The sequence below is a fragment of the Allorhizobium sonneratiae genome (assembly GCF_023700755.1).
GTDB classification, from domain to species: domain Bacteria; phylum Pseudomonadota; class Alphaproteobacteria; order Rhizobiales; family Rhizobiaceae; genus Allorhizobium; species Allorhizobium sonneratiae.
Genome location: NZ_JAMKOJ010000006.1, coordinates 197,484 through 216,951, shown reverse-complemented (window position 1 = coordinate 216,951; position 19,468 = coordinate 197,484). Strand labels below are relative to the sequence as shown.

Below are 19,468 nucleotides of genomic sequence, written 5' to 3'. Positions count from 1 at the left end.
CTTCATCCAGAAGAGACGGGATGCCTGCGGACAGCTTTGTGATGTTTTTGACTTCATCGGCTTTTCCGCATGGTAAAGGTCAAATGCTGCTGGCTTCGAGCATGCTGCGACCAAGATAATCCTTGGCATCGGTAATGCCGGGCAGCACGAAGAAGTAACCGCCGCCGATCGGCTTCAGGTATTCTTCCAGTGGTTCACCATTGAGCCTGTTCTGCACATGGATGAAACCCTTTTCCAGATCAGCCTGGTAGGCGATGAACAACAGACCCATTTCGAGCTGACCGGCTTTGTTCACGCCGTTGGAATAGTTGAACGGTCGGCGCAGGATCAGGTGTTTCTGGGCTTCTGCGTCACGCGGGTTGGCAAGCCGGATATGCGAATCGAGCGGCGTGATCTTGCCTTTCGGATCATGAGTGAAATCGGGAAGATCGGCTTCTACCTTGCCGTTGAAGGGAGCGCCGCTGGCTTTTTTACGACCAATGATCGATTCCTGTTCCTGAAGGGGCGTGCGATCCCAGCGTTCGACAAAATTGCGAATGATCCGGACGGCCTGGTAACTGCCATGAGCTGCCCAATCTGGTTCATCGCTACCGGGCTGCACCCAGACGACTTGATCCATGAGTGTGGTATTGGATGAATCCGGATTGCCCGATCCATCGCGAAAACCGAGAAAGTTTCTGGCGCTTTCCTTGGCCTTTTCCGAATGCGGCGGTTGGACAGGAACAGTGCCTTCCTGCTTCCAGCGCACCATCAGCAGATCCGGTGTGTTCTTGATGATGTCGCGCAGGGCGTGGATATTGGTGTCAGGCGTATTGGAGCAGATCTGGATGGCGATATCGCCATGGCACAGCTCATGCTGCAGGGCATCATTCGGGAAGGAAATCATGCGCTGCAAGCGGCGAGGTTTGACCGATTTCAAGCCGAAGCGATCATCGAAAAGCGAATTGCCGACGGAAATCGTGACCGTCAGATTGTCAGGGCTGACGACAGGGCCGAGGATTCCTGAATCGTCTGGGGGAAATTTCGGATCGAGCTCCGGAACCGGTCCACCCTTCATCAGAAAAGCGCAGCGTTCTGTCAACACACGGAAAAGCCGTTCGAGATCCTTGCGGTTCTGGGCAAGAACATCAAAAGCCACAACCAGACCCGCTGCCGGGCGCGGCGTGACAATGCCGGACTGGCGCTGGCCATAAAAGGGCTGGCTTTCATTCAGCTTGTCACTTTCCGGTGCATTGGTGACAGCACCTGGGGTCATCCCTTCTGTGGCAAGGGCGGTCGTCGGCAGGGCCGTGGCTTCGGCCAGTGCACCTGCTGCACCGATACCGGCGCCAATCAGCAATCGACGTCGCGCCGTTGAAACAGGCCTATCCTGATCAGGATTTTTTTCTGGTCTTTGGGTCATTTACTCAACCTCAGGCTATCGAGAAGTTTACCGAGTTCACTGGAGAGGGCGGCAGTCTGCTGCTGCAATTTGGCTCTCTGTGTGTCGGAAAGGGTAATGTCGGCGACATATCCGTTTGCGGCCTTGTGGGTATCCAGCGCGCTATGCACGGCGGAAAAATCCGCATCGATCTGCCGGATCAGCACGGGATCGGCTTTCATGATGACCGGCTTGATCAGATCATAGGCGTGCTCGCTGCCAACGAGTGTCGCATTGAAAGTGGCAAGACTGATATGAGCGTAACGGTCTTCTTCCTGACCTTTCGCTGCTGTGGAGAAGCGATCGAGTGCAGAAATCGAACCGGCAATCATGCGCTCCGGATTGATGCGCAGGTCATGGATACGCTCTTCAAGGGCGGTGGCATTGGTTTTCAACTGATCGGCAACAGCGCCGAGACCATCCAGACTGTTTTGGTGAAACAGCCCGTATTCGATGCGATGCAGACCGGTAAAATGCGGGTCCTGCTCCCGATTTTCAAAGAAATCAGCCCGGGCGTCTATGGCGCTGTCAAGATCGGAAATCGGCCCGGCAATGGGGGAGAGATGCGCATAGGCGATCCGGGCGGGTTCGTAAAGTGACTTCGCCTCATCCAGATGACCGGCATGGATGGCATCGGCAAGAGAGCCGACGGCCTCGATGAAACTGTCTGCTTCCCCGGCAAGATAGACCTTATATTCCGCCATCGCGCCAATATAGTCCTTGAGTGTTGGCTGATGTTTCGGCTGGGATGCACCGTTTGCCGAAGGAATAACATGCAAGGTCCCGTGCGGATTGGACAGAAGACCGCAGGTGATCTGATAGTTACCCGGCTCAAGCCGCGCCGTCAGTGTCTGGGAAAAACCCGGTGCGATGTTTTCCCGTTCCTCAAGCACCATGACGCCATCGAGAATTTCCCATTCCACGGCCCGATCCGAGGCATTGACGATCCTGAAGGTCGTCTGTCCTGCGGGGATGGTGATCTCATTCGGGTCGCAGGCCTTGCTTGCAATCGTCACCGTGATGTTCTGCTCATTGGCCGAGCGATGTGAAGCACTGCCAGCATTGGAGGCATAGTAAAAGGAGGCCCCGGAGAGCAGCATCAAGGCCAGCGATGCCGCGATGCCAAGCCGGATGCGCACGGGATCAAAACCGATAGGTCCGGTGTGACCGGCAGGCTCTGACATTGTTTCTGCGGCAGGGCCTGTTGCTGGTGTCTTGGCAGAGTGGGATGGTTTATGTGGCATCAGGAACATCAGCAAAGCAACAGCAAGGTAAACCCCATAGACGGTGGCTTCGCTGACGGTCGGCGCTTCGATATAGCCGAGAATGCCGCTGAGTACGGAACCGAGCGGGCTGTCGAGAGGCAGAATGCCGCTCAGATCGAAGACCACATGCTGAAAGTGGTTCCACACACCTGCTTCATGCAGGGCTTTCACCGCGTTGGCCAGAATGCCTGCTGCAACGACAAGAATGAACAATCCGGTCCAGCGGAAAAAACGGCCAAGGTTGAGTTTGATGCCGCCAATATAAATGCCGTAGCCGACAGCTGCTGCAAGCACAATGCCCAGCAAAGCGCCAAGCGGGCCATAACCGGAACCCGATTGCTGGAATGCCGCCATCAGGAAAAAGACGGATTCCAGACCTTCTCGCGCCACGGCCAGAAATGCCATGGCGGCCAGACCGTAACCGTTAGAGCGGTTGGTGAGCGCCGCATCGATAGAGGAGCGCAACTCGGTTTTGATCGAGCGGGCAGCCTTGCGCATCCAGAAGACCATGGAGGTCAGAACACTGACAGCGACGAAGCCGATGACGGCTTCGAACAGTTCCTGCGCTTTTTGCGGAAATTCGGCACTGATGATTTGAAGACCGGCGCCAACAGCCAGGGAGACCGCGATTGCCAGGCATATTCCAATCCAGACGATTGGCATGAAGGCCCCACGGCCCGTCTGCTTCAGATAGCTGGCAATAATGCCGACGATCAGCGCGGCTTCAACGCCTTCGCGGAACATGATGAGAAAGGGTACAAGCATTCTGCGGTATCCAATGCCGGTTATCGCGCATTGATGGATTGCGTACGGTTAAACAAGACTATTTTTATCGTCTTTTAAGGTTGGTCTTTGCCCTTGGCAAGGTAAATATGAATTTTATAATCATGTTAAAATGAGAAAATGCTTTATCAGACCCGCGAGCAAAGTCGCTGGATTTGCCTTTAACGAGACTAATCGTAGCCATCGGGTGCGCACAAAGCTAAAAATCAAATATACGTGAAGTGATAACCTGGCGCAGAGGCTTTTTCACAGGCGTGTGTGATTCATACGGCAGGACCGTATAGCGTTTTGGAATCCACGCTCTTAATGCAGTGCTCAAGAATTGAGAGCGTAAACAAACAATCGAGTACTGCGTTTGTCATCCAGATCGATGATTTGGTCAGGGTTGACCTCGGGGACAGGAAAACTGTTGGAGACGAGAATACTGCCAGGGCGCATTTCTCGTCCAGCTTTTTCATAAAGGGAGCGCATCGGTTCCGGAGACAGAAACGCATAAACAATGTCGGCTTCGCGGAGATTGTATGTCCACATATCCTTCAACAGAATGCGGCCACGACCTGTCAGCAGGGATAGGCTGGCTGCAACACACCAGACGAGTGGAGCCGTTTCGACACCTGTTGCCTGACAGTTTTTATTGTGGAGTCCGCGAACGACATCACCGAAACCAGCACCAAGATCCAGAAACGTGCTGGCCTTGCGCTCTTCCGCCAAGGTTTTAAGCGCGCTGATTGTCGTTCTATTCGTCAGATAAAGAGGCACGCGATCCCGCAAGCTATTGGAATAAAATAAGAAAATTAGGATAAAGCCGAAGAGGAAGTACCAGGACGGGATACTGGTCGCCTGCAAAGTGAGGCTGCACAGCAGCGGAAAGGCGAGATTGATCCAGATCCACCATACTGGCAGACCAAGCAACCATGATAAGGCTGCCGCTAACGCACCTTCGCCAACGACCAGCATGGCCCCTGCACCCTCATGGTAGAAAAGGTCGGAGAAGGTCAGTCTTGCCAGCATAAAAACCAGGAAGGCGATCATTTGCGCGAGAGCCGCCCCGGCAATGGGATAACGCTTCAAAGGCACGGCCCAGTCAGCGGATTTTCCCAAGAGGATTCGGCCGGGCTTCAACATGTTTTCATCTGCCCTCTGGTTAAACTTTTACAGCGTCTGAATCTGTCTTTGCTGAGGGCTGCACACACCTCGTAAAATCCCTGAAATCCGTTGTCCATAGAGTGATGGAGGGAAGGAGAAGGCAGAGCCACAAAGATAAGCAGGTTAAAGGGCTTATCACGAATGCAACATCACAATGCGCTTTCAAACAAGCCTCTGTTTTGGACCTTCATCAATCATAACACAGGGTGACGCTGCCAGTCTTGGCAGCGATTCTCAAGCAGAATGTGTCAGATATTGCTGCCTTTAGGCCATTGTCCCGAGAAAAGTGCGGAGCGGTTTTCCGTCCGGAAATGCGTAGAAACAAAGAGTTAGAGAGCTTCGGTTTCTCCGTGAAACAGTGAAGCGCTCTAACGGGCTCTTTCGCGATAGCGCAGAATATAGACGACAAAGCCAAGGCTCATGATGGCCATGGCAAACCACGTCAGCGCATATTGCAGATGATTGTTGGGAAAATGGACCTGAGTCAGGCCACCAACGGGAAGAGTATCAGATGTTGCCGACTTATCGGCATCGATAAAGTAAGGTGCGACAGGTGCCAAACCGTCCTTGCGCGCCATGGCAACGACATCGCGTGAGTACCAGCGGTCTTGATCCGGTTTATTGGCGCGCAGAAAGCCGCCTCCGGGTTCACTCATCCGCAAAAGTCCGGTGACTGTGACCGCTTTATCGATCTGACTTCCCGGACGAGTGGCAGGGTCTTTCTTGTCAAGAGGAACAAAGCCACGATTGATCAGCACATAGCTACCATCCGCCTGTTTCAGCGGAGTCACCACCCAATAGCCGGGGCCAAGGTCGGTTGACGCATAGACGAGGCGTTCATCCTGATTAAGATAGATCCCTGTGACCTTGACATGGCGATATTCGTCTTTGTCGCGGGTGATCTCAGGCCATTGTGCCTGTGCCGGCGCAGGCTGTGCAGTCGCGTGAATGCGGCTATCCACACGGGCAATGAGCGCCTCTTTCCAGCCAAGACGCTGAACCTGCCAGACCCCGAGGCCCACAAAAACGATAGTGGCAAAGAGCAGAAACAGAATGAGTCCAAGCTTATTCGGCTTCTTGTCTTCTGCGGTCGTGTTTGCCGGGGTCTCGGTCATGATCATATCCGGACGGAGAAGGCTCCGTCCGGTCCTTTATCGTCTATCAGGGCATGTTCCGCATCATTTCCGGGCTCATCGGCATCATATTGGTGTTCAGATGATGCATGACCCAGAAAGAGCCGGACAGGGCAATGACGATGATGATCATGGTGAAGACCAGTGCCATCACGGTCCACCCGCCTTCGGATTTGGTGTTCATATGCAGGAAGAAAATCATATGAACGACGATCTGAATGGCGCCCAGCCCCATGACCATGGCCGCGAGCAGAGCCTTGTTTTCAATGGCTCCGGTCATGACCAGATAGAAGGGAATAGCTGTCAGAATGACCGACAGGATGAAGCCGGTCATATAGCTTTTCATCGTGCCATGGGCGGCCTCATGGCCACCATGGTGATGTTCGTGAGGATGATGCATGTTCTGGTTCATCCGATCACTCCAAGAAGATAGACATAGGAGAAGACGCCGATCCAGACTACGTCGAGGAAGTGCCAGAACATGGAAAGGCACATCAGGCGACGGCGGTTTTCGGCAATAAGCCCGTGCTTGCTCACCTGAACCATCAGGGTCAGCAGCCAGATGATCCCGAAGGTCACGTGCAGACCGTGCGTCCCGACCAGCGTGAAGAAGGACGAGAGGAAGGCGCTGCGGGTCGGACCTGCACCTTCATGAATGAGGGCGGCAAATTCGTGCAGCTCCAGTCCGATGAAGATCGCGCCGAAGACACCGGTGACAGCCAGCCAGACAAGTGTGCCGGACTTGTTGTTCTTTTCCATCGCCAGCATGGCAAAGCCATAGGTGATCGAAGAAATCAGCAGCATGGCCGTGTTCATGGCTACGGTGGGCAGCTCGAACAGATCGGCAGGCGAGGGGCCGGCCGCATAATTGCGGCCAAGCACGCCGTAAACGGCAAACAGCATGGCGAAGATGAGGCAGTCGCTCATCAGATACAGCCAGAACCCGATGTTCGTGCTGCTTTCCGGATGGTGTTCTTCGGTAAGATAGAACTCCGGCTTTTCGGTTTTGAGTGTTCTCGGATCCATCAGGTTACCCCTTGCTGGCCAGAAGTGCGGTGCGCGTTGCTTCCGTATTGGTCACCTCTTCAGCAGAGATGTAGAAGTCGCGCTTGTAGTTGAAGGTGTGGCCAATGGCGACGACCAGGATGGCGATGAAGGACACCGCAGCCAGCCACCACATGTACCAGATGAGACCGAAGGCAAGCGCCACGCTCAGACCGGACAGGATAACCCCGGTACCGGTGTTTTTCGGCATGTGGATCGGCTTGAAGCCCAGAAGCGGACGGGTATAGCCGCGCTTCTTCATGTCGTCCCACGCATCATGGTCATGAACCACAGGGGTGAAAGCGAAGTTGTAGGCTGGCGGCGGCGACGATGTCGACCATTCCAATGTACGACCACCCCAGATATCGCCGGTTACGTCACGCAGTTCTTCGCGCTTTCTGATGCTGACGAAAATCTGCATGAGGAAGGAACCGATGCCAAGTGCGATCAGGAAGGCACCGAAGGCGGCAATGATGAACCAGATTTGCAGCGAGGGATCGTCGAACTGGCTCATGCGGCGGGTGACGCCCATCAGGCCGAGCACATAGAGCGGCATGAAGGCGAAGTAGAAGCCGACCAGCCAGAACCAGAAGGACATCTTGCCCCAGAACGGGTCGAGACGGAAGCCGAAGGCCTTGGGGAACCAGTAGTTCGTACCGGCAAACACCCCGAAGACCACGCCGCCAATGATCACATTGTGGAAGTGAGCAATCAGGAAGAGCGAGTTATGCAGCACGAAGTCGGCCGGTGGAACTGCCAGGAGCACACCACTCATGCCACCAATCACGAAGGTGACCATGAAACCGATGGTCCACAGCATCGGCACATCGAAACGGATGCGCCCGCGATACATGGTGAACAGCCAGTTGAACATCTTCGCACCGGTCGGGATCGAGATGATCATCGTGGTGATGCCGAAGAAGGAGTTGACACTTGCGCCCGAGCCCATGGTGAAGAAGTGGTGCAGCCACACCAGATAGGACAGGACGGTAATGCAGACCGTGGCATAGACCATCGAGTTGTAACCAAACAGACGCTTGCCGCTGAATGTGGATACGATCTCGGAGAATACGCCGAAGCAGGGAAGAATGAGAATGTAGACTTCCGGATGGCCCCAGATCCAGATCATGTTGATATACATCATCGAATTCCCACCAAGGTCATTGGTGAAGAAATGGGTGCCAACGTAACGGTCCAGCGTCAGAAGTGCCAGTGTTGCCGTCAGGATCGGGAACGAGGCGACGATCAGGATGTTGGTGCAGAGCGCGGTCCAGGTAAAGACCGGCATTTTCATCAAAGTCATGCCCGGTGCGCGCATCTTGATGATCGTGGCAATCAGGTTGATGCCTGAAAGCGTGGTTCCGACACCAGCGACCTGGAGGCCCCAGATGTAATAATCAACGCCAACGCCCGGGCTGTAATCGATGCCGGACAGCGGCGGATAGGCCAGCCAGCCTGTACGGGCAAATTCACCGATGAAAAGCGACAGCATGATGATGATGGCGCCAGCCGTGGTCATCCAGAACGAAAAGTTGTTCAGGAAGGGGAAGGACACATCGCGTGCGCCGATCTGCAGCGGAACCACAAGGTTCATCAGACCGGTGATGAACGGCATCGCCATGAAGAAGATCATGATCACGCCATGGGCGGTGAAGATCTGGTCATAGTGATGCGGTGGGAAGAAGCCGGGATTGCCGTTGAAAGCAATGGCCTGCTGGGTGCGCATCATCAGCGCGTCGGCAAAGCCGCGCAGCAGCATGATCAGGGCAAGAACGATATACATGACACCGATCTTCTTATGATCGATGCTGGTAAACCATTCTTTCCAGAGATAACCCCAGAGACGAAAATAGGTAATGGCTCCAACGACCGCTATGCCGCCAATGGCGACAGCGATGAAGGTGACGACCAGAATAGGCTCATGATAGGGTATCGAATCGAGCGTCAACCGGCCGAAGATAAACTTCATAAGGTCAGGGTTTGAAAACATGGGACGTCCCGTTTGGTTGTCTGTGGCGTTGACGGCTCAGTTGGTCTGAACCGTCTTGGCCGCACCATTGTCGCTGTCGGGCATGTTCATTCCCGGCATGGAGTGGTTCATATGTGTGTGCTGCGTTGTATCGTCAGCTTTGTTGGATGCAACCATCTTCGAAGGCTTGGTATCTGCCTGTGAGAGGGAGTCATTTCCGTTTGGAGGGCTGACACTCAGATCGACGCCACGATTGTCATATTGCAGCTTCTTGACGTTGCCTTCGCTATCCTTGCCGGCGCCGCCCATGCTGTCGATATGCATCATCTGGCTCATGCACATCTTGCCAGGCTCGACGCACAGATTGAGGATATCGTTGAACAAGGCCTTGTCTGTATATGCAAAGTAGCGAACCGGATCGCTTTCGCTCGGCTTGGCAAGTTTGAGATAGGTGTCGCGGTTCAGTGCGATCCCGTCATTCTTGACCTTGGCAACCCAGTTCTTGAAGTCGTCAGCACTCAGCCCATGGAACTTGAAGCGCATGTGTGAGAAGCCGGCACCCGAGTAATTGGCCGAAAATCCTTCAAAAACGCCTGGCTTGTTGATGACGGCGTGAAGTTCCGTCTGCATGCCCGGCATTGCATAGATCTGGCCAGCCAGTGCAGGGATAAAGAAGGAATTCATGACCGACTGCGACGTAATCTTGAAATCGATCGGAACATTCAGCGGTGCTGCCAGTTCGTTGACCGTTGCAACGCCGAGTTCCGGATAGATGAACAGCCACTTCCAGTCCATGGCGACCACGTCAACCTCGAGCGGCTTGACGCCGGCTGGCAACGGGGTTTGGGCATCGATACGGTCAATCGGACGATAAGGATCCAACTTATGGGTATAGATCCATGTCGCTGATGCCAGCACGATAATGATGGCAATCGGCGCAGACCAAACGACCAGCTCGATTTTCGTCGAGTGATGCCAGTCGGGCAGATAGGTCGCCGATGTGTTGGACGCCCTGTAGCGCCAGGCAAAGAACAGAACCATCAGAATGACGGGAACGATGATGATCAGCATCAGCACCGTCGCGAAGATGATCAGATTGCGTTGCTGCATGGCGATATCACCGGAAGGCGACATGACCACAAGATTGCAGCCCGACAACAGGAGAAGCGGGGCCAGCAGCAAAAAAGACGGAAGCGGGATTTTTTTCATTACATTGACTCTCATCAATCACTGCCTTGCGAATGACCTCTTTTAGCGCGCGAATAAATGCGCGATTTGTCGCAGGGCAACATGCTAATATAATCTCGGCGTGGAAATTTCTGTTGCGATCTGTCGTGGCAGTCGCCGTCTGCAGTTATTGAAAATGTTCTTTATCAGTAGGTTATGGATTTTATCATCTGTGATGGCCGCAAGAATCATCCTTTTGCTCGCCGGTCTACGGGCTCGATTTTTTGATGCTATTCAAATTGTCGCACCCTAAAAAATCCTCATTCCTGCAGAGAGCAAAGTGTGTGAATGGCGGGTGCGTCGGTTTTCCGGTGCGCTCATGCGGCCTCCCCATCTTGTGTGTTGCCGGCACATTGCTTTTGGAGACTGCATAAGCTCATGTGCGGCGATGGCTGATCGTGACCTGTCGATTTGGCGCTCGCAACCTGCTCTGGACCTTGTGATGTCGATCCTGATTCTTGTCTTTGTTGCTTTTCTTGTTTTGCACTCTTTGCCGTCGATGCCGGCACTTCGCAACCGATTGATCGCCCGTATGGGCCGCAGGGTCTATCTGCTGGTCTACAGCATCCTGTCGCTTGCCTCTCTTGCTGGTCTGATCGTGGCTTTCGCCATGGCGCCGGAAGTTGTGTTCTGGCCGGAATATGCCTGGCAGGCCTGGATTACGCTGCTTTTGGCGCCTCTTGGCCTGTTTCTGGTGGTGTGCGGATTGCTGAGCCCCAATCCGTCATCCATCAGCTTTCGTCGAGGGGAGCGCTCAGGTGCGATCGTGGCCATCACCCGCCATCCGGTCCTGATCGGCTTCTTTCTGCTGTTCGCCAGCCATATTTTCCCCAATGGCGAGGAAAGAGCCCTGATCCTTTTTGGGGGATTTTCTCTTTATGCGCTGGTCGGGATCATCATGCTGGAAAGACGCGGACGCATAAGAGCGGGGTCGGACTGGGGCAGGATTGTCGGCAAAACATCGATCATACCCTGTCTTGCCCTTCTTCGGGGTGATGTCCGGTTTACGATGGATCGGGAATTCATTTTGTCCTTTTTTGCAACGGCTGTTCTCACGTTCGGTCTGTTGTTTGCTGCTCATGAAGTCTTGTTTGGCGTCGATCCGCTGCTGCTGGCACTTTATGGGGCCTGGTGAACGTCTTTTTTAGACATGATAAGGCCCCAGCCTTCGCTGAGGAAGACTGGGGCCTTGATGTCTCTGCAGCCATGCGGCAGCACAAGCTTAGCTTGCTGTTGCCGTAATGGCCTGTACGTCGATTTCCTCAGGCAATTGACCCGACATGGCTGCGTTCAGCTTTTCCACATCGAGTTCGTTTTCCCAGCGGGCAACGACAATGGTGGCGACGGCATTGCCGACGAAATTGGTCAGGGCGCGGCATTCGGACATGAAACGGTCAATACCGAGAATGAGCGCCATGCCGGCGACCGGAACGGAAGGCACGACCGAAAGCGTGGCGGCAAGCGTGATGAAGCCCGCTCCGGTAATACCAGCGGCACCCTTCGAACTCAGCATGGCCACCAGCAGTAGCAGGATCTGATCGCCGAGTGACAGATGAATGTCGGTTGCCTGGGCAATGAACAGCGCCGCCAGCGTCATATAGATGTTGGTGCCGTCGAGATTGAAGGAATAGCCGGTCGGGATGACGAGGCCGACGACGGAGCGCTTGCAGCCTGCCCGTTCCATCTTGGCCATCAGGCCGGGAAGGGCGGCTTCCGACGAGGAGGTGCCGAGCACCAGCAGCAGTTCTTCCTTGATGTAGCGGATCAGCGCCAGAATGGAGAAGCCGTTATATTTGGCAACGGCACCCAGAACGACCAGCACGAAGAGCAGCGAGGTCAGGTAGAACGTGCCGATCAGATAGGCGAGATTGGCAATGCTGCCGATGCCATATTTGCCAATGGTGAAGGCCATTGCGCCGAATGCGCCGATCGGGGCGGCCTTCATCAGAATGGCGACCAGCTTGAAGATCGGAGCCGTCAGCGACTGCAGGAAAGTGACGACCGGTTTGGCGCTGTCGCCGACGATGGCCAGCGAAATGCCGAACAGCACCGAGAAGAACAGCACCTGCAGAATGTCACCGGTAGCAAAGGCGCCGACAATCGTGTTCGGAATGATGTTCATCAGAAAGTCGGTGACACTGGCATCATGCGCCTTGGCCGCATAGGTGGCGATGGACTTCGTATCCAGTGTGGCCGGATTGATATGCATTCCGCTGCCCGGTTGCAGGACATTGGAGATGACCATGCCGACAATCAGGGCAAGCGTCGAAAAGACCAGAAAGTAGATCATCGCCTTGCCGGCCACGCGACCGACCTTTTTCAGGTCGCTCATGCCAGCAATGCCGGTGGTGACAGTGAGGAAAATCACTGGCGCAATCACCATCTTGACGAGCTTGATGAAAGCGTCGCCCAGAGGCTTCATCGCCGCACCGGTTTGCGGGTAGAAATGTCCAAGCGCAATGCCGATGAGAATGGCCGCAACGACCTGGAAATAGAGGTGACGGTAAAAGGGCAGGCTGGGTTGTTGCTGGCTGGCAGCAGGTGCTATCTGCATAAGATCCTCCATGGTGCCCCAAACCGCTGACGGCCTCCCGGGGCTGAGATTTTATCGACATCATTTTGATGCTGCTTAATGGATAGCAAAGGGCGTGCCAGATTTTATCTTTCTGTAAGTCATTGTTATGACATATTTCTGCCTATCGTTTATGGTCGCGGGCCTTGTAATTTGTGCGGGTTTTCACATTCCTCCTTGCGCCTTGTGCGGAAAAATGCACAGATCAAACTCTGATGCAGACCTTTGCTGTTCCTCATTCGCCCGATTTTTCGCGCCGCAATCGGTATGGCTGGCTACAAATGCTTGTGGTTGGCCTGTTGCTGGCAGCCGGTTGTTTTTACGGTATCGGACTTTATGCCCGTCAGACTGCGCTGGCAGAGCTTGAAAAAGAAGCCCGTTCCAGCGCCAATCTCAAGCTTGCCTTTCTGCGTGCGGTTCTGGAGCGTCCGCGTTCCCTGCCGCTGGTCCTGGCTGAAGACCAGCAGGTGATCGATGCCCTAAGCCTGAAAACGCCGGAGGCGGTCGATCGCCTGAACCGGAAATTGGCGCGGCTCGTTGCGGGGACCAGTGCTTCCGTTCTTTATGTTACGGATGCCTCCGGTCATGCGATTGCGTCAAGCAATTGGCAGTCGCCACAAAGTTTTGTCGGGTCTGATTATGCCTTCCGGCAATATTTCAGCCGCTCCATGGCCCAAGGGGCGGCGGAATATTTTGCCTTTGGTACGGTGAGCAAGGTTCCGGGGCTCTATATTTCAAGGCGGGTCGGTCCGGCTGACAAGCCGCTGGGCGTGGTTGTTGTCAAATCGGAATTTCAGGATCTTGAAAATGACTGGCAGGAAGATCAAAGGGCCAGTCTTGTGGCGGATCAAAGCGGTGTGATCCTGATTTCAAGCATTCCGGCATGGCGTTTCAAAACGCTTGCTCCTTTGCCTGAGGCACGTCGTCAGAGCATTCATGACAGCTTGCAGTTTGGCGATGCTCCCCTTCAGCCGTTGTCCTTGACGACGGTGGCGCGCTTTACCGATGGTTTGCGTCTTGTTCGTGGCCGATTGCCGGAGATGATCCGCAAAGACTATCTCGAAATATCCCAGGATGTTCCGACAACAAACTGGAAATTTCTTTATCTCGTTCCGACGGAACCGGCCATTGACGCGATGACGCGCGAGATGCGTCTGGTGACGGTTTCGGTGCTGGCGCCGATTTATCTATTGGTCGCGTTCGTGCTTTGGCGGCGCCATGCTGCGTCCTTGCGCATGGCGCGTGTGCGGGCCAACCAGTTGGAACTGGAGCGGCGCGTGGCGGAGCGGACGCTTGATCTGTCCATGGCCCGAGACCGGCTGGAAGCTGAAATTGCCGGGCGAAAGGAGACGGAGGCCCGCCTTCAGGTGGTGCAGCAGGAACTGGTGCAGGCCAACCGGCTGGCCATTCTGGGGCAGGTGGCCGCCGGTGTCGCGCATGAGATCAATCAGCCGGTGGCAACCATTCGTGCCTTTGCCGAAAATGCCGAGGTTTTTCTGGAGCGTCATGATGTGGGCATGGCCCGCGACAATCTCGGCGCCATCTCCAGACTGACGGAACGGATTGGCGCCATTACCGAAGACCTGAAGGCTTTTGCCCGCAAAGGCCGTACAGCACCGGAACCCGTGGCTGTGGGCGATGCCGTTTCCGGTGCGATAGAACTGCTGCGCAGCCGTTTTGCCGGGCGACTTGATGCGCTGGTCTTTCATGCGCCATCGCAAAGGGTACTGGTCAAGGCCAACCGGCTACGCCTCGAACAGGTGCTGATCAATCTTTTCCAGAATGCACTTGAGGCGGTCGAAGCCCAGCCGGACGGCAAGGTCGAAGTGCATGTCGAGGTTGGTGACGGTCATGTCGACATTGTCATCGAGGATAACGGTCCAGGCATTTCAAGAGATATTCGCCCGCAACTCTTTACCCCGTTTACAACCTCGAAGGAAAAGGGTCTCGGTCTCGGTCTGGTTATATCCCGTGACATCATTCGTGATTATGGCGGCGATCTCACCGTCGAGAGCGGCGCTGCCGGAGCCCGTTTCACCATTCAACTGCCGAAAGCATCCGCATGAGCATTTCTCATTCTCCGGTCATCCTCATCGATAACGATGTCGATCTTTTGCAGGCCACGCGGCAGACACTGGAGATTGCCGGTTTCGCCGTAGAAGCCTATGCCCATCCGGTCGAGGCGCTGGCGCATGTCAGCAGTGCCTTCGAAGGCGTTGTCGTTTCGGATATCCGAATGCCGGATATCGACGGTCTGGAGCTGTTTCGTCGAATTCAGGCGCTGGATGCCGATCTGCCGGTCATTCTGATTACCGGCCATGGCGATATCGCCATGGCTGTTCAAGCGATCAAGGATGGGGTCTATGATTTCATCACCAAACCGTTTGCCACCGGGCATTTGCAGCAAAGCGTGGCGCGTGCGGCGGAAAAGCGGCGTCTCATCATGGAAAACCGAGCCCTGCGGCAAGCGGCGATTGCCGCGCAGGACGGTCTGCCGCTGATTGGTCAGACACCGGCCATGGAGCGGCTGCGCCGCACCTTGCGACAGATTGCCGATACGGATGTCGATGTGCTGGTGATGGGTGAAACAGGCAGTGGCAAGGAGGTTGTCGCCAGTCTTCTGCATCGCTGGAGCCGCCGCGCTGCGGCCAATTTCGTTGCGCTCAACTGCGGAACCTTGCCCGAAAGCATGATCGAGAGTGAGCTGTTCGGCCATGAGGCGGGGGCCTTTACCGGGGCGCAGAAGCGGAGGATCGGGCGCATCGAACATGCAAGCGGTGGAACGCTGTTTCTCGATGAAATCGAAAGCATGCCGGCTTCGACCCAGGTGCAGATGCTGAGGGTGCTGGAAATGCGCGAGGTGACCCCTCTTGGCACCAATGAGGTTCGGCCGGTAGACTTGCGGGTGGTTGCCGCGGCCAAGATCGATCTGGGTGATCCGGCCCGGCGCGGTGATTTTCGCGAGGATCTTTATTACCGTCTCAATGTCGTGACCCTGACGATACCGCCGCTCAGGGAAAGGCGGGCGGATATTCCGCTTCTCTTTGCTCACTTCGTCGAGCGGGCGGCGATGCGCTTCCGCCGGGAAGCGCCTTCCGTTTCAGACGGGGTCGAGCGTCACCTGCGCGAACATGACTGGCCGGGCAATGTGCGTGAACTGACCCATTTTGCCGAACGCTTCGTGCTGGGGCTTGAAGATGGCGAACCGGACATCACTGGCGCAACATCCATTCAGGCAGCAGGCCTGTCTCTTCCGGAGCGGGTCGAGCGGTATGAGGGTGAGATTATCCGTCAGGTTCTCAAGGAGAATGACGGAGATGTGAGGCGCAGTCTGGACGCCCTGAAAATTCCCCGCAAGACATTTTATGACAAGCTCAACCGCCATGGTATCAGCCGAAAGGATTTTTGCGGCGAAGACGAATTACTGTCTTCCCTTTCAGATCCATGAGGGCAAGGCGGCTGAGATTGGAACCTTGGACCAATGGGCCTGTTCAAGGATCAATTCTGCCGGTCTTCGATATGGAAGCCAGCAAAAGCGTCACGATATGATCTTCCCATGCCTGTAGCGCTTCCTCTGTTTCAAGATCGGTGCCATAGGCAGCCATCAGGGTGAAGCGGTTATGGATATAATAAAAGCAAAGGCCGCTGATGGTCATATAGGTGCGCAATGCATTGAGACCGCTGCGAAACTGCCCCTCGGAAACACCTTGTGTCAGCAAAGCTTTGAAGTTTTCAAGAAACGGGGCATGAGAACCGCTCATTCCGCTTTCGTCCAGCATGTATTTGCCCTTGAGATGATTTTCGCCGGAGACGAAGCTGACGAAATAGGGGTTTTCCAGGCAGTAACGCCAAAGAAAACGGGCAAATGCGCATATTGAATCCGATGCGGACGGATAGGGCGTTTGCAATTGTCGCAACTCTGCCTGCCTTAGATGGGTCACGATTTCGAGGAGTGCTGCCCTGTAAAGGCTCTCCTTGTCCTTGAAATGGTGATAAAGGATGCGTTTGTTGATATTCGAGCGCGCAACGATCGCATCAATACGGGCACCATGCAGTCCATTGAGCGCAAATTCATGGATAGCGGCCTGGAGAATGATTTTTTGCGCGGTTCTGGTCTCGGCTTGAGACTGCTGTCGCTGCAAGGCGGCGGCATTCTCTTCGAGGCTTTTGATGGCAAGATGGTCTGACACGCTTTCTTTGTCCCGCATGCTCGCTGCTGAAAAATGGTATGATGTTCCGACCATGTCAGCATCATGCGTTTTATCAGAGGCATGATGCGTCAACATGCTCTAGAGCATCGGATTTTTCCGAAAACCGGCTCCCACTTTTCGACCGATGCTCTCATTCTTTGTTTTTCGCATTTCCGGACGGAAAACCGCTATGCACTTTTCTCGGGACAATGCTCTAAGGGCTGTATAATTTTCTTAATGGATCAGGACCGGATCATGGAATCATGTCGAGGTTTTCTGCAAAACCTTTTTGGCTGATGTCATGACAATTGCTATACTATCTAATGTAGATTAAATTACTATAAAAAATTCAATTATAAAAATATAGTTATATACATAATTTATAATATTGTTTTTTAATAAATATAATATTTATGCTAATAGGGTAAACTTAATAATCAGATTGCGTTCTGCTCATTTCTATCATGTTATCTGGCTTCAATCATGGTTTGAAGGACGTGCTACCACACGTAACCGTTTCCTGGTTTGCGTGGTGACGGTCATTCTGGCTGATATGCCAGGCCTAACATGGCTGCCCCTATCAAGCCTGGCTCGGTGTGCAATTGGGCGGTGACAATCACAGGGCGATTATATCGGTGTAGAATACGTGCTCTCACAGCCAGATCGATAGCATTGATCAGTTCAATGGCATTGGAAAGGCCGCCACCGACGGGGACGATGCTTGCACCGGTGAGATTGATCGCCATGGCAAGGGGAGCGGATAGAAGGTCGATATAGATCTCTATCGTGCGACGAGCCTCTGGGTCATCGCTCAGCCAATCCGCAACGATCTGTTCACTGGTTCGGGTTTTGCCTGTCAGATGGGCGTGGATTTTCTCCATGCCGCGGGCGCTGCAGGTGGCATCGATACAGCCTTTCTGCCCGCAGCCACAGGCAAAGCGCGGAATATGAAGAGGTGGTTCGCCAGCCTCGGTGGCCGCGACCGCGCCGTGGCCCCATTCCCCGGCAAAGCCGCCCTGCTGGTTGATCAAACTGCCGTTGACAACGATGCCGCCACCAACGCCGGTTCCCAGAATGATGCCGAAGACCACGCGATGGCCGCGCCCTGCGCCACGCGCCGCTTCCGCCATGACGAAACAATCGGCATCATTGGCAATGATCACCGGCAGATCGAGCGCCGCCTCAAGGTCCTGTTGCAGCAAACGGGTATGAATGCAGGGAATATTGGCGACATTGGCGCGCTGGTCTTCCGGGTCGATGACGCCGCAGATTGAGATGGCAACGCAAGTTGGTCTCTCCGGTGCTTGTTCAATGACGGACTTCAACGCATCAACGAAAGCGGAAAAATCAGCTGAAGGGGTGGCAATACGCGGAAAGGGACGAATATCGTCGGGGCTGAAGGCAAGGGCCCCTTTGATGGCGGTGCCGCCAATGTCGAAACAGACAATCATTGCATAGCCTCTTCAGCAGGCATTGCCTGATGGACGCAAGCGCCGCCAATCCAGGTCGAATGAAGATCAAGGGTAGGAGTGAGCAACAGGAAATCGGCATCCGCACCCGGCGCCAACCTGCCTTTGCGTGTCAGGCTGATGGCGTCTGCAGGATAACGCGAGGCCGTGGCGAGTGCTTCGTCAAGCGGCAATCCCAGCCTGTTATGCACATAGCGAACGCAGGAGAGCATATCGATATCGGCACCCGCCAGCGTGCCGTCCGCCAGCGTCAACCTGCCATCGCGGCGATAGATCTGCCGCCCGTTGAGCATCATGCCGGTTTCATCGGTGCCGATGCAGGACATGGCGTCGGTGACCAGAAAAATCCGTCCCGGTCCCTGCTTGGCGCGAAGCGCGATCTGCATGGTCACCGGATCGACATGGAAGCCGTCGGCGATCAATCCGCAATGGAGCAGGGGAGAATGCAGCGCCGTTCCGACAAGGCCAGGTTCGCGATTGCCAAGCTGGCTCATGGCGTTGAAAAGATGGGTCACAAGCGTTGCGCCAGCCTCTATATAAGGCATAAGGGTGGCGTTGGATGCATCCGTATGGCCGAGACTGACCTTGTATCCAGCCGCAACCAGCGCCGTGACCTGATCGGCGCGGGTATTTTCCGGCGCGATGGTGATGAAGGCCAGACCGAATTCACCGGCAGAGGCAGTCAATGTCTCAAGATCTGCGTCCAGCATCGGCCGGATCAAGGCCGGATCATGGGTTCCCTTTCGCGCAATGGACAAATGCGGGCCTTCGAGATGCAGGCCGAGATAGCCGGGAACAGACTGTTCAAATGCATCGCGCCCGGCCGCAATGGCGAGATCGCGTATGTCAGGCCGATCGGTGATCAGGGTTGGCAAAAGACCGGTCGTGCCGAACCGCGCATGGGTTTCGCAGATGGTGCGGATACCTGAAACATCCGGCTGATTGTTGAACAGAACGCCGCCGCCGCCATTGACCTGGAGATCAATGAAACCGGGTGCAAGAATAAGGCCTTCGGCAGAGACGCTGCGATCGACATCAAGGTGCTGGTCGCCATCGACAAGGGCTGCAACCTGTCCATTTTCGATGAGCAGGGTTTTGCCATCGTGAAACGCCATACCATCGAAAATACGGCTGCCGGTAACGGCAATTCGGGCAGGTGGCGTCATCTTGTTCATGCGCATACTTTCTTGCAATGGCATAGCCAATTCACCGGTGTTCAGAATGTTTTCGGGTGGTTGATCGGCATCTCA

14 protein-coding genes and 2 pseudogenes are annotated in these 19,468 nt (G+C 54.8%); 3 read left to right on the top strand and 13 right to left on the bottom strand.

All coding sequences use genetic code 11. The features are described from left to right. Nucleotides 1–79: 79 nt before the first annotated feature. The 9 genes and pseudogenes from efeB to cyoA all read right to left on the bottom strand — a co-directional run bounded on the left by efeB (nucleotide 80) and on the right by cyoA (nucleotide 9,969). Nucleotides 80–1,402 carry an iron uptake transporter deferrochelatase/peroxidase subunit gene (gene efeB, locus NAC44_RS12995; RefSeq protein WP_250941349.1) on the bottom strand — a complete coding sequence of 441 codons (1,323 nt, stop codon included), beginning with the start codon at nucleotides 1,400–1,402 and terminating at the stop codon, nucleotides 80–82. Continuing rightward, a pseudogene (gene efeO / locus NAC44_RS12990) lies at nucleotides 1,399–2,481 on the bottom strand (iron uptake system protein EfeO); the annotation flags it as partial. The gene efeB and the pseudogene efeO, both read right to left, overlap by 4 nt. A 156-nt stretch (nucleotides 2,482–2,637) precedes the next feature. Then, a pseudogene (efeU, locus tag NAC44_RS12985) lies at nucleotides 2,638–3,450 on the bottom strand (iron uptake transporter permease EfeU); the annotation flags it as partial. Between the two features lie 333 nt (nucleotides 3,451–3,783). Then, nucleotides 3,784–4,593, bottom strand: coding sequence for a class I SAM-dependent methyltransferase (locus tag NAC44_RS12980; protein ID WP_250941347.1), 810 nt, complete (start codon nucleotides 4,591–4,593; stop codon nucleotides 3,784–3,786). A gap of 389 nt (nucleotides 4,594–4,982) precedes the next feature. Then, nucleotides 4,983–5,729 carry an SURF1 family protein gene (locus tag NAC44_RS12975; RefSeq protein WP_250941344.1) on the bottom strand — a complete coding sequence of 249 codons (747 nt, stop codon included), beginning with the start codon at nucleotides 5,727–5,729 and terminating at the stop codon, nucleotides 4,983–4,985. A 46-nt stretch (nucleotides 5,730–5,775) separates the two neighbouring features. Next, nucleotides 5,776–6,159, bottom strand: coding sequence for a cytochrome o ubiquinol oxidase subunit IV (gene cyoD, locus NAC44_RS12970; protein ID WP_250941342.1), 384 nt, complete (start codon nucleotides 6,157–6,159; stop codon nucleotides 5,776–5,778). Beyond that, nucleotides 6,156–6,773, bottom strand: coding sequence for a cytochrome o ubiquinol oxidase subunit III (cyoC, locus tag NAC44_RS12965; RefSeq protein WP_250941341.1), 618 nt, complete (start codon nucleotides 6,771–6,773; stop codon nucleotides 6,156–6,158). Before cyoC ends, cyoD begins: the two co-directional genes overlap by 4 nt. 4 nt (nucleotides 6,774–6,777) lie before the next feature. Next, a complete protein-coding gene (gene cyoB / locus NAC44_RS12960; RefSeq protein WP_250941339.1) occupies nucleotides 6,778–8,781 on the bottom strand; it encodes a cytochrome o ubiquinol oxidase subunit I in 2,004 nt (667 codons plus the stop codon). Nucleotides 8,782–8,817: 36 nt separating this feature from the next. After that, nucleotides 8,818–9,969: a ubiquinol oxidase subunit II gene (gene cyoA, locus NAC44_RS12955; protein WP_250941337.1), complete on the bottom strand. Its 1,152-nt coding sequence runs from the start codon at nucleotides 9,967–9,969 to the stop codon at nucleotides 8,818–8,820. 406 nt (nucleotides 9,970–10,375) lie between these two features. Here cyoA and NAC44_RS12950 point away from each other — a divergent pair, with 406 nt between their 5' ends. Then, a complete protein-coding gene (locus NAC44_RS12950) occupies nucleotides 10,376–11,122 on the top strand; it encodes an NnrU family protein (RefSeq protein ID WP_274706888.1) in 747 nt (248 codons plus the stop codon). An 87-nt stretch (nucleotides 11,123–11,209) separates the two neighbouring features. On the opposite strand, the gene NAC44_RS12945 is transcribed toward NAC44_RS12950, so the two are convergent. Then, nucleotides 11,210–12,541: a dicarboxylate/amino acid:cation symporter gene (locus NAC44_RS12945; RefSeq protein WP_250941333.1), complete on the bottom strand. Its 1,332-nt coding sequence runs from the start codon at nucleotides 12,539–12,541 to the stop codon at nucleotides 11,210–11,212. A gap of 233 nt (nucleotides 12,542–12,774) precedes the next feature. Between NAC44_RS12945 and NAC44_RS12940 the strand changes: the two genes are divergently transcribed. Beyond that, nucleotides 12,775–14,625, top strand: coding sequence for a sensor histidine kinase (locus tag NAC44_RS12940; RefSeq protein WP_250941331.1), 1,851 nt, complete (start codon nucleotides 12,775–12,777; stop codon nucleotides 14,623–14,625). Next, complete coding sequence (locus NAC44_RS12935; protein WP_274706886.1) at nucleotides 14,622–16,007, top strand: sigma-54-dependent transcriptional regulator; 1,386 nt, start codon at nucleotides 14,622–14,624, stop codon at nucleotides 16,005–16,007. Before NAC44_RS12940 ends, NAC44_RS12935 begins: the two co-directional genes overlap by 4 nt. Before the next feature lie 43 nt (nucleotides 16,008–16,050). Here NAC44_RS12935 and NAC44_RS12930 read toward each other — a convergent pair whose 3' ends face one another. From NAC44_RS12930 to nagA, 3 genes are all read right to left on the bottom strand, one after another. After that, nucleotides 16,051–16,767 (bottom strand): TetR/AcrR family transcriptional regulator, encoded by a 717-nt coding sequence (locus NAC44_RS12930; RefSeq protein WP_250941329.1) that lies wholly within the window; start codon nucleotides 16,765–16,767, stop codon nucleotides 16,051–16,053. A gap of 521 nt (nucleotides 16,768–17,288) precedes the next feature. Continuing rightward, a complete protein-coding gene (locus NAC44_RS12925) occupies nucleotides 17,289–18,200 on the bottom strand; it encodes an ROK family protein (RefSeq protein WP_250941327.1) in 912 nt (303 codons plus the stop codon). Beyond that, complete coding sequence (gene nagA, locus NAC44_RS12920) at nucleotides 18,197–19,393, bottom strand: N-acetylglucosamine-6-phosphate deacetylase (RefSeq protein ID WP_420839931.1); 1,197 nt, start codon at nucleotides 19,391–19,393, stop codon at nucleotides 18,197–18,199. The genes NAC44_RS12925 and nagA overlap by 4 nt, the downstream gene beginning before the upstream one ends. Between the last annotated feature and the right edge of the window lie 75 nt (nucleotides 19,394–19,468).